The sequence below is a fragment of the Formosa sp. L2A11 genome, assembly GCF_009796865.1.
Classification (GTDB): domain Bacteria; phylum Bacteroidota; class Bacteroidia; order Flavobacteriales; family Flavobacteriaceae; genus Formosa.
On the sequence record NZ_CP047028.1, the window covers coordinates 3,574,236 to 3,588,980 of the forward strand.

Below are 14,745 nucleotides of genomic sequence, written 5' to 3' on the forward strand. Positions count from 1 at the left end.
ATTATTTTTTGATTAATTTGCTATTTTAATAAAAACACGGTGCAAACTTATATTATTATTATCTTATTATCAAACAAACAGTTGTTAAATTAAGAATAATTTAAATTAAAAAACACTAAAAGGTTAATGAAATCTCTTAAACACCTCAATAAATACTTTCTTAAATACAAATATCAGTTACTTTTCGGAATTGTAATTACCATTATTGCCCGCATATTTATACTCTTTACTCCTCGCTTTGTAAGAGAAATTTTTAAAGTAGTAGAGCATTATAATAATGGTATAATAACAGAAGTCGCCGTAGTAAAATCCGAACTATTAGAAGATATTGCTTACATAATAGGTGCAGCAATAATTGCCGGACTTTTCACTTTTTTAATGCGACAGACTATTATAAATATGTCTAGACATATTGAATTTGACTTAAAAAATGAAATCTACCAACAATACCAAAGGCTGTCTTTAAATTTCTATAAGAAAAATAGAACTGGAGATTTAATGAACCGTATTAGTGAAGACGTAAGTCGTGTACGTATGTATGCTGGCCCAGCAATTATGTATACTATAAATACCATTACACTTTTTGTAATTGCACTTATATATATGTATAGCGAAGCGCCATCGCTTACCTTATACACCGTCTTACCACTCCCCTTTCTTTCGCTTGCGATATACCGTTTAAGTAAAGAAATACACAAACGTAGCACTATTGTACAAGTGTATTTATCTAAATTATCTACGTTTACACAAGAAAGTTTTAGCGGAATTTCGGTAATAAAAGCAAATGGGATTGAGCCACAAACCTCAGCAAATTTCGAAACCTTATCTCAAGGAAGTAAAAACAAACAATTAGCTTTAGTTCGTGTTCAAGCATTCTTTTTTCCAATGATGGTTTTATTAATTGGAGTTAGTAACTTAATTGTAATTTATATTGGAGGAAAACAATATATAGATGGTGAAATAGAAAGTTTAGGAACCATTGCAGAGTTTATTATTTATGTAAACATGCTTACTTGGCCAGTTGCAACTGTAGGTTGGGTAACGTCTATTATTCAGCAAGCTGAAGCGTCTCAAAAACGTATTAATGAGTTTTTAGAAATTGAACCTGAAATAAAAAACAACACAGAAGCGCCTTCTAAAATTAATGGAAATATAGAATTTAAAAATGTCTCTTTTACTTACGACGACACTAACATACAAGCTTTAAACAATGTTAGTTTTTCTATTAATCACGGAGAAACTTTAGCTATAATTGGAAAAACAGGATCTGGAAAATCTACTATTTTAGATCTTATTGGTCGTTTATACGATTGTAATACGGGCGAATTATGTATTGATAACACCAAAATTAGCAAGCTTAATTTATACAGTTTAAGAGATAGTATTGGGTATGTGCCACAAGAAGCTTTTTTGTTTTCAGACACAATTAAAAACAATATTAAATTTGGAAAAGAAGATGCTACCGACCAAGATGTAATTCAAGCCGCAAAACTAGCTCAGGTACATGGTAATATTTCTAAATTTGTAAAAGGTTACGACACCATTTTAGGAGAACGCGGAATTACATTATCTGGCGGACAAAAACAGCGTGTATCTATTGCCAGAGCGATAATTAAAGATCCTAAAATATTATTATTCGACGACTGTTTATCTGCTGTAGATACAGAAACAGAAGAAAAAATTCTTAAAAACCTATACAAAGTTGCTTCTGGGAAAACAACCATTATTGTAAGTCACAGAGTATCTTCAGCAAAAAATGCAGATAAAATTATTGTTTTAGACGGTGGTAAAATCATACAACAAGGCTCTCACGACTCCTTAATTAATATTGAAGGCTACTACAAAACCTTATATGTAAAGCAACTTAGTGAAAAAGAAATCTCATAATTTGTTGGTTAGTATTTCTTTTTTTTAGATTTTTGAAAGGAAATTGATTTACATTTATAAATAAATTGAATTTCTGTTTTTAGTATCTAACGTAGTTTTAAGTCGTACAAAGGTCAATTTAACCTTCTTAAATTTAGATAAGCAAATAACTCATCTTGTAAAAAACTCAAGATTAACAACTTTGCAAATCACTACAGATTAACATGAAAAATTATTAGCAACTTAAATAAAACATTTTAAACCTTATTAATAGCAAAATATGAGTATGGACACTAATGGCATGATGGAGAAAGAGGAAATTTTTTCTAAAGTATTAAGAGCAGGGAGACGAACATATTTTTTTGATGTTAGAGCGACTAAAGCAGGTGATTACTATTTAACAATTACTGAAAGTAAAAAATTTACAAATGATGATGGATCTTACCATTACAAGAAACATAAAATATACTTATACAAAGAAGACTTTTCTGAGTTTAGAGATATTTTAAATGAAATGACAGATTATATTATTGATGAAAAAGGAGATGAAGTAATTAGTGAACGTCACCAAAAAGATTTCAAGAAAGAATACGAAGAAAACCAAGAAGAAGTGATTGAAACAGCTCACGATTCTGCTGAAAAATTTACAGATATTAGTTTTGAAGATATTTAATTAGAACTAACATATATAATATTAAACCGTTGCTTTTGTAACGGTTTTTTTATGCCCTAATATTACAATTACAACTTTACTGCCAAAAGAGCTAATGCGAGCAGTCCTAAAACACTACCCAAAGCCATTAGCCATCCTAAATTAAACCCAATTATTAAAAACAATATAAGTATCCAAAGTGGAGCAACGGTTAAACCTACGGCAAATTTAAATGTTCCTGTAAACTCTGCTTCTTTAATTTTAGGTTGTAATATAAATCGCCATAATGCGTAAACGGGTAACAAAACAATTTTTAAAAGGCCATTAAAAATTATCTTTAAAGGTTTTAAAATAGATCCTCGCTTTTTAAAACCATAGCGTTTCTCTCCCCTTTTTAAATAATGATTAATCACTTCAGGATTCAAGAAATCTGCTTCTTCTTGTTCTAAACCAGAAATAACGTGGTCGTAATCGTCTTGAATATGTGTGGTAAGCATTTGGATTTGTTCTTGAACATCTTCTTTTAATGCTTTTACTGCTTCTGCTTTATTTAAAGATTTATAATGTTTTGCAGCTATAGGCTTCCCGATGTTTAAAGACATGCTATCTCCAAAAGCTTTAGGATCTCTGTAATTTACACCCACAGGCAGTAACTGAAAATCTAAATCTGGATAAGTCTCCAGAGTATCTAAAATAATACGCGTAAACCCTTTACTTAACGGACGTACTTTTCTATTTAAATTATGACTCCCTTCCGGAAAAATAACTAAGGCTTCTTTATTATTTAATAATTCTCTGCAAATTTCGAAAACGGCATTATTATTAGAAAGATTTTGCCAACCATCTCGAACACGATATACAGGAAGCATATTCAATCCTTTTAATAATTTTGAAACTAACGGTTTCTGAAATACAGCCGCACGTGTTAAATAATAACAAAAACGTTTAGATTGTGTTGCTATTAATAATGGGTCTAACAATCCGTTTTGATGGTTAGATAAAATTAAAATGGGACTCGTTTCAGGTACAAACTCTTGTCCTTTTACATGAATTTTTTTATAATAAAAAAATAATCCTAACGAAATATAGGCCTTAACGGCATGTAACTTAAATTGTTTTAACGTCATCTAAATAATGATTGGGAATAGCTATATAAATCTAAAAATAATCCTGAAACAATCTATCAAATACTACAAAAAGTAAGTAAATTATTTCAAAAAAACTAAAGTACTGACGTACCGTTTTTAACGCGTTGCTCTGGATGCAACAACATAACATCTTTAGCTTTAACAGCACCTACAACTAAACATTCGCTCATAAATTTAGCTATTTGCTTTTTAGGAAAATTAACAACAGCCACAATTTGTTTCTGTAACAAATCTTCTTTACTGTATAATGTAGTAATTTGAGCAGATGTTTTTTTTATTCCTAAATCTCCAAAATCAATAACTAATTGATAGGCAGGATTCCTAGCTTCAGGAAAATCATTTACTTCTAGAATAGTACCTACGCGCAAATCTACTGCGCTAAAATCTTCAAAATTTATGGTTGGTTTCATTTTCTAAAAATACGAATTATTACGAACTTTGATAAAAATAGAATTATGGCTAATACACCTTCAAACATGATGCCTTTAGGGACTAAAGCACCTAACTTTACTTTAAGAGACACAGTGACTAATAACATGTTGTCTTTAGAGCAGTTAAAAGGCGAAAAAGCAACCGTTATATTCTTTATATGTAATCACTGTCCGTTTGTTATACATGTAAATCCTCAACTCGTTAAATTGGCTGAAGATTACAAATCAAAAGGAATTAATTGTATTGCAATTTCTAGTAACGATATAGAAAACTATCCGCAAGATGCTCCAGATAAAATGAAACATGTTGCAAAAAAAGAAGGATATACGTTTCCGTATTTATTTGATGACTCTCAAAATGTAGCCCAAGCCTACGATGCTGCCTGTACTCCTGACTTTTATGTATTCGATGGAGATTTGAAATTAAAATATCGCGGACAACTAGACAATTCTAGACCTGGAAATAACATTCCTGTAACAGGAGAAGACATTCGAGAAGCTTTACATTGTATTTTAGACAATACGACCAATTCTAAGCCGCAAAAACCAAGTATTGGGTGTAATATAAAATGGTTTAAAACGTAATCCAGCCTTTACGCTCTAAAGCTTTAACAATATGCGTGTAATGGTGGCTACTATGCCAAGCATAAGCACCAATATTTTCTTTTACATATACTTTTTCATTGGTTTCTGGATGAATAAAACTTTTATTTAAATCGTCTTCATTTAAAGATTTTAAAAGATATACTAAACGTTTATGTACAGCCTCTATATGCATTAAAGACATACTTACAGGTGCTTTTATTGCATCTTCCAGATTAGACCAATCGTCTTGATTATAAGCCTTAATTACAGGATTATCTTCAGTTAAACTCCATTTAAAACGGGTATAACTATGGTGATGACTGTCTGCTATATGATGCACCAATTGTCTAATTGTCCAACCTCCAGGACGGTATTCTGTATCTAACTGAAAATCTGTTAATGGTTGTACAGTGCCATTTAATTGTTTAGGAAATCTATCTAAAACATCAATCCAATGTTCAATATGTTTGGGAGTAATCGGATTAGGACATTCAAAATGTCCGATAGGATATTTCTGAGATTCTAAAGATTCCATAATTGCTATTTATTAATTCTTTTCTAAAATAACATATATATTCGAAATAAACAGCTCTTATTTATCAACTTTTAATAAAATATACTTCAATGTTATAAACAATACCTGTAATTTTTAAATCTCTCACATTTCAATCTAACTTTAAACCTAAGTTATGCATTTATAAACACCATATAAAAACAGATTATCATACGACTTGCTATGCAAAATAAACTTGAAAAACATAAGGCATTAAAAAAGCTACCTAATTAGGTAGCTTTTTTAAATATATCTTTAAGGATCTGTTATTTAACATCCATTAATTCTACATCGAAAATTAAAGTAGCATCTGGAGGAATAACTCCACCTGCACCACGAGAACCATATCCTAAATCGCTAGGTATAACTAAACGTGCTTTATCTCCTACTTCTAATAATTGAATACCTTCATCCCATCCTGCAATAACTTGACCTACTCCAATTGGAAATTCGATTGGTTCTTTACGTTTGTATGAAGAATCGAAAACAGTACCATCTTGTAACTGTCCTTTATAGTGTACAGAAACCGTTTGGCCTTTAGTTGCTTTCTTACCGCTTTTAGATGCTTGTAAAACTTGGTAACGTAAACCGCTATCTGTTTTACTAAATCCAGCAGCAATTTTATCTAGTGCAGCATCTTGTTCTGCTCTAGCTTCTGCTAAACGTTTTTCACGAGAACCTTCAAAAGTTCTAAAAGATTCAACTGCATTAAATGCTTCAGCAGCAGCACCTACTCTAATAATTTCTAAAGTTTCAATACTATCACCTTGAGCAATAGCATCTACAACATCCTGACCTTCTACAACATGTCCAAAAACAGTATGCGCATTGTCTAACCATGGTGTTGCCACGTGAGTAATAAAAAACTGACTCCCGTTAGTTCCAGGACCTGCATTAGCCATAGAAAGAATCCCTGGACGGTCGTGTTTTAAATCTGGGTGAAATTCGTCATCAAATTTATATCCTGCATCACCAGTTCCTGTTCCAAGCGGACAACCACCTTGAACCATGAAATCTGGAATAACACGGTGAAATTTTAATCCGTCATAATATGGATTTCCTTGTGATTTAACTGAATTTTCTAAATTCCCTTCAGCTAAAGCAACAAAATTACCTACCGTCCCCGGCGTCTTTTCAAATTCTAGAGCTACTAAAACAGCCCCTTTTGTAGTATTAAATTTTGCGTATAATCCGTCTTGCATCTGTTTGTATTTTAATGAAGCGCAAATATAGAAAAATGATTCGCTAATAAAAAGCACATATATATTATCGTCTTGTTAAAACCTAGCAAATTTATTTTTTTAAACATGATAATAATCAGTTCATAACTCCTTAAAAAACGTGTTCTTTGCACAGATTTTTAAAACTTATTCAAAAACATTAACTTTAAATCTTAGTTTTTGTTAAAAAAAAGAGTAAAATCATTAAATTCGTAAAAAACAAAACAACAATAGTGATGAGCAAAGGACTATACATCGCCACCTTAGAACCTAACAGTGGAAAATCAATTATTTCACTTGGATTAATGCAAAATCTTTTAGGTCAAACAGCAAAAGTAGCATACTTTAGACCAATAATAGATAAACGAGAAACAGATAAACGCGATAACCATATCGATACTTTATTGTCTCATTTTAATTTAGATATTCCTTACACAGAAACATTTGCATTAACTAGAAATGAAATTGTTCAAAATAGAAATGCAGGTAAAATTGGAGATTCCTTAGATCTAATTATTAAAAAATATAAAGCTTTAGAAGAAAAATATGATTTTATTTTAGTTGAAGGTACAGACTTTCTTGGAGAAGGAACTGTTTTTGAATTTGACTGGAATGTAAACATTGCTAAAAACTTAGGCTTACCTGCAATTATAGTTAGTACTTGCGAAGACAAATCTTTAGAAGACTTTACTAATAATGCAGAAATGGCTTACAAAACATTTAAAAGCCACGATGTTGAAGTTATTGCCTTAGTTGCCAATAAAATTCAACCAGAAAATATTGACCTTTTACAAAATGCGGTTAATGCATTTTTACCTCAAGAAGTTCAGTTTACAACTATACCAATGGTAAAATCTTTAGCGTCTCCTACAATGAAAGAGATTAAAGAGAGCTTAAACGGTAAAGTACTTTTTGGAGAAGAACATTTAGGAAATCTATCTGGAAAATTTGCTGTAGGTGCTATGCAATTACGTAACTTCTTAACCCATTTACGTGAAGGCTCTGTAGTGATTACCCCTGGAGACCGTGCAGACTTAATTTTAGGATCTTTACAAGCGCATTCTTCTAGTAACTACCCTAATATTTCTGGTATTGTATTAACTGGAGGTATACTTCCAGAACCTTCTATATTACAATTAATAGATGGTCTCACAACAGTTGTTCCTATTCTTTCTGTAGATGAAGGTACATTTAAAACAACCTATAATATTGGAAATATTAAATCTAATATTTACGCAGATAGTAAAACTAAAATTTTAACATCTTTAGAGATGTTTCAAAAACATGTACGTGTAGAAAACCTATTAGAAAAGCTTACAACTTTTGAAAATAAGGTAACTACACCACGTATGTTCCAATACAACTTAATACAAAAAGCACGTAAATCTAAAAAACGTATTGTATTACCAGAAGCTTTAGATCCTAGAATCTTAACTGCAGCTGCTCGTTTGGAAGTTTTAGATTTGGTAGATATTATTCTTTTAGGAAATCCTAAAGAAATAAAAGAAAAAGCAATAGAACTTGGCTTATCTTTAGACTACAATAAAACAAAAATTATTTTCCCTTCAGATTACGAAAATTTTGAAGATTATGTTGAAACGTTCTACGAACTACGTAAACATAAAAATATAAACATGGATATGGCAAGAGACATGATGAACGATGTGTCTTACTTTGGTACCATGATGATTTATAAAAATGATGCAGACGGAATGGTTTCTGGTGCTGTACACACTACAGGTCATACCATTTTACCTGCTTTACAATTTATTAAAACCAAACCAGAATGCTCTATCGTATCGTCTGTATTCTTTATGTGCTTAGACGATCGCGTATCTGTATTTGGGGATTGTGCAATTAACCCTAATCCTAATGCGGCTCAGCTTGCAGAAATAGCAATTTCTTCAGCAAAAAGTTCTGCTGCCTTTGGTATTGAACCACGTGTAGCAATGTTATCTTATTCTTCTGGAACTTCAGGAAAAGGTGAGGATGTAGATAAAGTAAGAGAAGCAACAGAAATTGTAAGAGCACAATGTCCAGATTTAAAAATTGAAGGACCAATTCAATACGATGCTGCTGTAGATTTAAAAGTTGGACAAAGTAAAATGCCAGGCTCTGAAGTTGCAGGACAAGCTACAGTGCTTATTTTCCCTGACTTAAACACAGGAAACAACACGTATAAAGCAGTACAAAGAGAAACAGGAGCTTTAGCTATCGGACCAATGTTACAAGGTTTAAACAAACCTGTTAACGATTTAAGTCGTGGTTGTACCATAGACGATATATTAAATACAGTGATACTAACCGCCATTCAAGCTCAAGGTATTTAATATTTAATCCCAAAAAATAAACTAAATTTAAAAACAAAAAGAAACAAACATGAAAATTCTTGTTATTAATTCTGGTAGTTCTTCTATCAAGTTTCAACTTATCGAGATGCCTTCAGAAACTGTTGTCGCTTCTGGATTGGTAGAACGTATAGGGTTAGATGAAGGAACTATTCATTATAAACATCTATCTGACAAAATAACGTTAACGCTACCTGTACCAAATCACTCTGTTGGTTTAGCACAAGTTGCAAAAATGTTAATGGATGAAAATACTGGAGTGATTAAGGATGTAGCCGAAATAGATCTTGTAGGACACCGGGTAGTTCATGGTGGAAAAAAATTCTCTGATCCTGTAGAAGTTACTGAAGAGATTAAAGAAAAAATACATGATTTAATTTTATTGGCTCCGCTGCATAACCCACCAAATTTAGATGGTATTGAAGTTGCTGAAAAAATATTTAAAAATTCTAAACAAATTGCGCTTTTCGATACAGCATTCCATCAAACATTACCTGAGGTTGCTTATAGATACGCCATTCCTAATAAATTTTTTAAAGACGATAATATTCGTGTTTATGGTTTCCATGGATTATCTCATAAATATGTAACTAATCGTGCTGTTGAATTTTTAGATAAACCTGATGCTAAATTAATTTCTATTCACTTAGGAAATGGATGTAGTATGACTGCCGTACAAAACGGACAAAGTTTAGACCACACTCTAGGTTTCGGACCTAACGATGGTTTAATAATGGGTACACGAAGTGGTGCTATAGACCAGTCTGTAATCTTCTTCTTAATGAATAAATACAATTATACTAAAGAAGAAATTGTTACCGTGCTATCTAAAGAAAGTGGTATGTTTGGTTTAACCGGATATAGTGATTTACGTGATATTGAAGCTGAAGCTGAAAAAGGAAACAAGGAATGTATTCTTGCTTTAGAAATGAATGTATACCGCATTAAGAAGTTTATAGGTGCATATACTGCAACCTTAAAAGGACTTGATGCCATTGTATTTACTGCTGGTATTGGAGAAAACAGTGCGACAATGAGAAAAATGATTTGTGACCAAATGGATTACTTTGGAATTCACTTAGACCAAGCATTAAATGCAGAACGTTTACCAAATATTAGAAGCATTAATACGCCTGACTCTAAAACTAAAATTTTGATTGTTCCTACTAATGAAGAATTAGAAATAGCAACAGAATGTTATGAGAATTTTAAAGAATAATTAAAATATTTATTGAATAAAAAAAGGCCTCGTTTAATTGTAAACGAGGCCTTTTTATTATAATAATTTAACGAGTAACTTATAAGTTAATTTGCTACTTCACTTATAAATTTTATACGGTATAAGCGCAACTCTTCATCATCGTAATCGCCATCAAACTCTTCAATTGCTTTATCAATTTTATCTGTTTCAGACTCCATAAAATAATCATGAATTTCTTCCTGTTGGTCTTCATCTAGAATATCATCAATCCAATAATTAATATTCAGTTTGGTACCTGAAAACACAATCGCTTCCATTTCCTTCATAAAATCTTTCATCTCCATCCCTTTAGCTTTAGCAATATCATCTAAAGGTAATTTTCTATCGACATTCTGGATAATATAAAGTTTTAAAGCTGAATTTGTTCCTGTAGACTTAACAACCAAATCGTCGGGACGAACAATATCATTCTCGTCGACATATTTAGAAATTAAATTCACAAAATCTTTACCATATTTTTTTGCTTTCCCTTCTCCTACTCCATGAACATTAGATAGTTCTGCAACCGTCATAGGATATTTTAAGGCCATATCTTCTAAAGATGGATCTTGGAAGATTACAAAAGGTGGTACGCCTAATTTTTTAGCATTTACTTTACGTAAATCTTTTAGCATACGTATTAACGTAGCATCTGTAGTAGCGCCTCCACTTTTTACAGCAGTAATTGCACCATCTGCTATTTCGTTAGCAAATACATGATCTTCAGTCATCATAAAAGATGTTGGCGATTTTATAAATGCTTTACCAGATTCGTTTATTTTTAAAACGCCATACGTTTCAATATCCTTTTTTAAATATCCGGCCACTAAAACCTGACGTAATAAGGCCATCCAGTATTTACCTTCTTTATAATTTCCAGCTCCAAAAAAGGGTTGCTCGTCTGTTTTGTGCGATTTAATTAATGCATTTGTTTTACCTACAATTACACTTACTAGATCTTTAGACTTATATTTTTCTTTTGTTTTGCTAACAGTATCTAAAAGCAAAGCGGCATCTTCTTTAGCCTCTTTTTGCTTTTTAGGGTGACGTACATTATCATCCATTTCTCCACCTTCGCCAGTTTCATTATCAAATTCTTCGCCAAAATAATGTAAAATAAATTTACGCCTAGACATAGATGTTTCTGCAAATGCAACAACCTCTTGTAGTAAAGCATGACCAATTTCTTGTTCGGCCACAGGTTTACCAGACATAAATTTTTCTAATTTTTCAATGTCTTTATAAGCGTAATATGCTAAACAATGTCCTTCTCCTCCATCTCGACCAGCACGACCTGTTTCTTGATAATAACTTTCTATACTTTTAGGAATATCGTGATGTATTACAAAACGCACATCCGGTTTATCTATCCCCATTCCAAACGCAATAGTTGCCACAATAACGTCTACATCTTCCATTAAAAACATGTCTTGATGTTTTACACGGGTTTTGGCATCTAATCCAGCGTGATAAGGCAAAGCTTTTACTCCATTAACCTGAAGTACTTGTGCTAATTCTTCTACGCGTTTTCTGCTTAAACAATAAATAATACCCGACTTACCATCGTTTTGTTTTACAAAACGGATAATATCGCTATCTACTTGTTTAGTTTTTGGGCGTACTTCATAATACAAATTAGGTCTGTTAAAAGATGCTTTAAAAGTTTTGGCATCATTTATACCTAAATTCTTTAAAATATCTTCCTGAACCTTAGGAGTAGCCGTGGCGGTTAATCCAATTATAGGAATATTATCACCAATACGCTGTATAATATGTCTTAAGTTTCGATATTCTGGCCTAAAATCATGTCCCCATTCACTAATACAGTGGGCTTCATCTATGGCCATAAAAGAGATTTTTACAGTACGTAAAAACTCTACATTTTCTTCTTTCGTTAAAGACTCAGGTGCCACGTATAATAATTTTGTAACACCATCTGTAATATCTTGTTTTACACGTTTAATTTCGGTTTTGTTAAGCGAAGAGTTTAAAACGTGAGCAACACCTTCTTCATTAGAGATCCCACGAATGGCATCTACTTGATTTTTCATTAGTGCGATTAAAGGAGAAACAATAATCGCTGTACCTTCTTGCATTAGAGCGGGAAGCTGGTAACAAAGAGATTTACCTCCACCAGTGGGCATAATAACAAATGTATTTTTACCGCTTAGAATACTTTCTATAACCGGTTCCTGTAACCCCTTAAAGACGTTAAACCCAAAATGCTTTTTTAGTGCAGAATGCAAGTCAATTTCAACTTTAGACATGTACTGTTTTTATATTAGTTTACACTTTTAATACAGCGAAAAAAACTTATGCTATTATTTAATTCGTTGTATTTAGAGAACCTTCATTGTTTTTTTTCGTTAGTTTTGCAAACATAACTAAACGATTTTATTTTTAGTGAAGGTCGTTTATTTTTAAAGGTAATAAAATCTTTAAAAGAATCAACTTAAAAAAATATTAAATTTTGAGTAAAAATCAAACCATCATAAACTCTGCAAATCAAGTATTTGAGTTAGAGGGTCAAGCTATATTGAATTTAAAGTCTTATATAAATGACGATTTCGTTAATGTTGTAGACCTTATTTACAAATCTAAAGGGCGCGTTATTATTACAGGTATAGGAAAAAGTGCAATCATTGGTAATAAGATAGTTGCAACGCTAAACTCTACCGGAACGCCTGCTCTTTTTATGCACGCTGCCGAGGCTATACACGGAGATTTAGGCCTTATTTTAAAAGACGATATTGTAATTTGTATTTCTAAAAGCGGGAACACACCTGAAATAAAAGTGCTTATTCCTTTAATTAAGAGTACAAATAATACATTAATTGCCATTACAGGAAACGAAGATTCTTTTCTAGGGCAATATTGCGATTATTTTTTAAACACGTTTGTTGAAAAAGAAGCTTGCCCACTAAATCTAGCTCCAACAACAAGTACCACTGCCCAATTAGCAATGGGAGATGCTTTAGCAGTATGTCTTTTAGAAATACGCGGATTTTCTAGTCGTGATTTTGCAAAATACCATCCGGGTGGCGCTTTAGGTAAAAAATTATATTTACGTGTGGTAGATATTTCTAGTCAAAACAATAAACCACAAGTACATCCAGACACTAATATTAAAGAGGTGATTTTAAATATCTCTAAAAATATGCTTGGTGTAACTGCCGTTATTGAAGACAACAAAATTGTTGGAATTATTACCGATGGAGATTTAAGACGTATGCTTACCAAAACGGATAATTTCATAAATTTAACGGCTAAAGATATTATGGGAGTTTCTCCTAAAATTATCAATGAAAATGCAATGGCTATAAAAGCATTAGAGCTTATGGAAGGTAATGATATCTCTCAGCTTATTGTATGTAAAGACGATGAGTCTTATGCAGGAGTAGTTCATATTCACGATTTAATAAAAGAAGGTATTATATAATGGCAGAAAAAAAGAATGTTAACGAGATGTCTTTTTTAGACCATCTTGAAGAATTAAGATGGCATTTAATTAGAGCAACTTTAGCAGTTATGATTGCTGCTGTTGCAGCTTTTTTGGCAAAAGGATTTATTTTTGACACCCTTATTTTTGGCCCAACAAAACCAAGCTTTTTTACTTACGATATTTTATGTCGAGTTTCTAATTATTTAGGATTAGACGATAGTTTCTGCTTTAATGAAGCGGCTTTTGAAATACAAAGTAGAACTATGGCAGGACAGTTTTCTGCTCATATTTGGACAGCAATTACAGCTGGTTTCATTATTTCATTTCCTTATATTCTTTACGAATTATGGAAATTTATTAGCCCTGGAATGCACCCTAGCGAACGTAAAAACTCTAGAGGTTTTATCATAATTTCTTCAATACTTTTCTTTTTAGGAGTATTGTTTGGCTATTATGTAATTTGTCCGTTATCTATTAACTTTTTAGGAACCTACCAAGTAAGTAGCAAAGTACATAACGATTTCGATTTAAGTAGTTACATTAGTTTAATTCGTTCGTCTGTTATTGCCTGTGGTATTATTTTCGAGCTTCCTATAATTATATATTTCCTTGCTAAAGTGGGACTTATAACTCCTGAATTCTTAAAGAAATACAGAAAATTTGCACTTATTATTGTACTTGTCGTATCGGCAGTAATTACACCACCGGATATTGCAAGTCAAGTTATTGTAGCCATTCCTGTGTTAATTCTATACGAAGTGAGTATTGTTATTGCTAAATTTGTGACCAGAAGAGAAAGATCTAAATCTAAAGCAATAAAAAATGTCAAATAATATAACAGAATTTAACGAGTACAGAGCCAAAATGAATGACCGCATTTTGAGCGATGATAATAAAATTATAAAACGCATCTTTAATTTAGATACGAATGCTTTTCAAGCAGGCGCTCTAGATGTAAAAACTAAAGAACTTTTAGGACTTGTAGCCTCTGCGGTATTACGTTGCGACGATTGTGTAAAGTATCATTTAGAAACAGCACACAAATCTGGATTAACACGAGCAGAAGTTGTAGAAGCCTTAAGTATTGCGACACTTGTTGGTGGTACAATTGTAATTCCTCATTTACGTCGTGCATACGAGTTTTGGGACGAATTAGAAGCTTCAGAAGTATAATTTAAAGTAAAATAATAAGAAACAGAATGTGCTAATTTTAGTATTTTAGCACTTCTGTATTTCTAAATTAGATAAAAAACACCATAA

13 protein-coding genes are annotated in these 14,745 nt (G+C 32.0%); 8 read left to right on the plus strand and 5 right to left on the minus strand.

Annotated elements, in window-relative coordinates:
* Window positions 1-126: 126 nt before the first annotated feature.
* The gene (locus tag GQR95_RS15610; RefSeq protein ID WP_159024017.1) at window positions 127-1,887 is read left to right on the plus strand and encodes an ABC transporter ATP-binding protein; all 1,761 of its coding nucleotides are present in this window, start codon (window positions 127-129) and stop codon (window positions 1,885-1,887) included.
* 265 nt (window positions 1,888-2,152) lie between these two features.
* A complete protein-coding gene (locus GQR95_RS15615) occupies window positions 2,153-2,539 on the plus strand; it encodes a PUR family DNA/RNA-binding protein (RefSeq protein ID WP_159024350.1) in 387 nt (128 codons plus the stop codon).
* Between the two features lie 68 nt (window positions 2,540-2,607).
* Here GQR95_RS15615 and GQR95_RS15620 read toward each other — a convergent pair whose 3' ends face one another.
* The gene (locus tag GQR95_RS15620; RefSeq protein ID WP_159024018.1) at window positions 2,608-3,645 is read right to left on the minus strand and encodes a lysophospholipid acyltransferase family protein; all 1,038 of its coding nucleotides are present in this window, start codon (window positions 3,643-3,645) and stop codon (window positions 2,608-2,610) included.
* 95 nt (window positions 3,646-3,740) lie between these two features.
* The gene (locus GQR95_RS15625) at window positions 3,741-4,076 is read right to left on the minus strand and encodes a tRNA-binding protein (protein ID WP_159024019.1); all 336 of its coding nucleotides are present in this window, start codon (window positions 4,074-4,076) and stop codon (window positions 3,741-3,743) included.
* 45 nt (window positions 4,077-4,121) lie between these two features.
* Between GQR95_RS15625 and GQR95_RS15630 the strand changes: the two genes are divergently transcribed.
* Window positions 4,122-4,682: a thioredoxin family protein gene (locus tag GQR95_RS15630; RefSeq protein ID WP_159024020.1), complete on the plus strand. Its 561-nt coding sequence runs from the start codon at window positions 4,122-4,124 to the stop codon at window positions 4,680-4,682.
* On the opposite strand, the gene GQR95_RS15635 is transcribed toward GQR95_RS15630, so the two are convergent.
* Complete coding sequence (locus GQR95_RS15635; RefSeq protein ID WP_159024021.1) at window positions 4,672-5,217, minus strand: YfiT family bacillithiol transferase; 546 nt, start codon at window positions 5,215-5,217, stop codon at window positions 4,672-4,674. The genes GQR95_RS15630 and GQR95_RS15635 overlap by 11 nt on opposite strands.
* Before the next feature lie 284 nt (window positions 5,218-5,501).
* Window positions 5,502-6,437, minus strand: coding sequence for a peptidylprolyl isomerase (locus GQR95_RS15640; protein WP_159024022.1), 936 nt, complete (start codon window positions 6,435-6,437; stop codon window positions 5,502-5,504).
* Between the two features lie 254 nt (window positions 6,438-6,691).
* On the opposite strand from GQR95_RS15640, the gene pta reads away from it, so the two are divergent.
* Window positions 6,692-8,785, plus strand: coding sequence for a phosphate acetyltransferase (gene pta / locus GQR95_RS15645; RefSeq protein ID WP_159024023.1), 2,094 nt, complete (start codon window positions 6,692-6,694; stop codon window positions 8,783-8,785).
* Window positions 8,786-8,834: 49 nt separating this feature from the next.
* Window positions 8,835-10,022 (plus strand): acetate/propionate family kinase, encoded by a 1,188-nt coding sequence (locus GQR95_RS15650; protein WP_159024024.1) that lies wholly within the window; start codon window positions 8,835-8,837, stop codon window positions 10,020-10,022.
* Between the two features lie 86 nt (window positions 10,023-10,108).
* Here the strand turns inward: GQR95_RS15650 and GQR95_RS15655 are convergent, their stop codons facing one another.
* Window positions 10,109-12,310: an ATP-dependent DNA helicase RecQ gene (locus GQR95_RS15655; RefSeq protein WP_159024025.1), complete on the minus strand. Its 2,202-nt coding sequence runs from the start codon at window positions 12,308-12,310 to the stop codon at window positions 10,109-10,111.
* 203 nt (window positions 12,311-12,513) lie between these two features.
* On the opposite strand from GQR95_RS15655, the gene GQR95_RS15660 reads away from it, so the two are divergent.
* Genes GQR95_RS15660 through GQR95_RS15670 form a run of 3 tightly spaced genes read left to right on the plus strand, consistent with a single transcriptional unit; the run spans window position 12,514 to window position 14,658 of the window.
* Window positions 12,514-13,482 (plus strand): SIS domain-containing protein, encoded by a 969-nt coding sequence (locus tag GQR95_RS15660; RefSeq protein WP_159024026.1) that lies wholly within the window; start codon window positions 12,514-12,516, stop codon window positions 13,480-13,482.
* Window positions 13,482-14,318, plus strand: a complete 837-nt coding sequence (gene tatC, locus GQR95_RS15665) for a twin-arginine translocase subunit TatC (RefSeq protein WP_159024027.1) — start codon at window positions 13,482-13,484, stop codon at window positions 14,316-14,318. Before GQR95_RS15660 ends, tatC begins: the two co-directional genes overlap by 1 nt.
* Entirely contained in the window at window positions 14,308-14,658 is a 351-nt protein-coding gene (locus tag GQR95_RS15670; RefSeq protein ID WP_159024028.1) for a carboxymuconolactone decarboxylase family protein, read from the plus strand. Before tatC ends, GQR95_RS15670 begins: the two co-directional genes overlap by 11 nt.
* Window positions 14,659-14,745: the final 87 nt, after the last annotated feature.

What these genes read in the sequence shown, in the direction of transcription:
- GQR95_RS15610 (WP_159024017.1), top strand. Translation starts at nt 127, where the DNA reads ATGAAATCTCTTAAACACCTCAATAAATACTTTCTTAAATACAAATAT.
- GQR95_RS15615 (WP_159024350.1), top strand. Translation starts at nt 2,153, where the DNA reads ATGGACACTAATGGCATGATGGAGAAAGAGGAAATTTTTTCTAAAGTA.
- GQR95_RS15620 (WP_159024018.1), bottom strand. Translation starts at nt 3,645, where the DNA reads ATGACGTTAAAACAATTTAAGTTACATGCCGTTAAGGCCTATATTTCG.
- GQR95_RS15625 (WP_159024019.1), bottom strand. Translation starts at nt 4,076, where the DNA reads ATGAAACCAACCATAAATTTTGAAGATTTTAGCGCAGTAGATTTGCGC.
- GQR95_RS15630 (WP_159024020.1), top strand. Translation starts at nt 4,122, where the DNA reads ATGGCTAATACACCTTCAAACATGATGCCTTTAGGGACTAAAGCACCT.
- GQR95_RS15635 (WP_159024021.1), bottom strand. Translation starts at nt 5,217, where the DNA reads ATGGAATCTTTAGAATCTCAGAAATATCCTATCGGACATTTTGAATGT.
- GQR95_RS15640 (WP_159024022.1), bottom strand. Translation starts at nt 6,437, where the DNA reads ATGCAAGACGGATTATACGCAAAATTTAATACTACAAAAGGGGCTGTT.
- pta (WP_159024023.1), top strand. Translation starts at nt 6,692, where the DNA reads ATGAGCAAAGGACTATACATCGCCACCTTAGAACCTAACAGTGGAAAA.
- GQR95_RS15650 (WP_159024024.1), top strand. Translation starts at nt 8,835, where the DNA reads ATGAAAATTCTTGTTATTAATTCTGGTAGTTCTTCTATCAAGTTTCAA.
- GQR95_RS15655 (WP_159024025.1), bottom strand. Translation starts at nt 12,310, where the DNA reads ATGTCTAAAGTTGAAATTGACTTGCATTCTGCACTAAAAAAGCATTTT.
- tatC (WP_159024027.1), top strand. Translation starts at nt 13,482, where the DNA reads ATGGCAGAAAAAAAGAATGTTAACGAGATGTCTTTTTTAGACCATCTT.
- GQR95_RS15670 (WP_159024028.1), top strand. Translation starts at nt 14,308, where the DNA reads ATGTCAAATAATATAACAGAATTTAACGAGTACAGAGCCAAAATGAAT.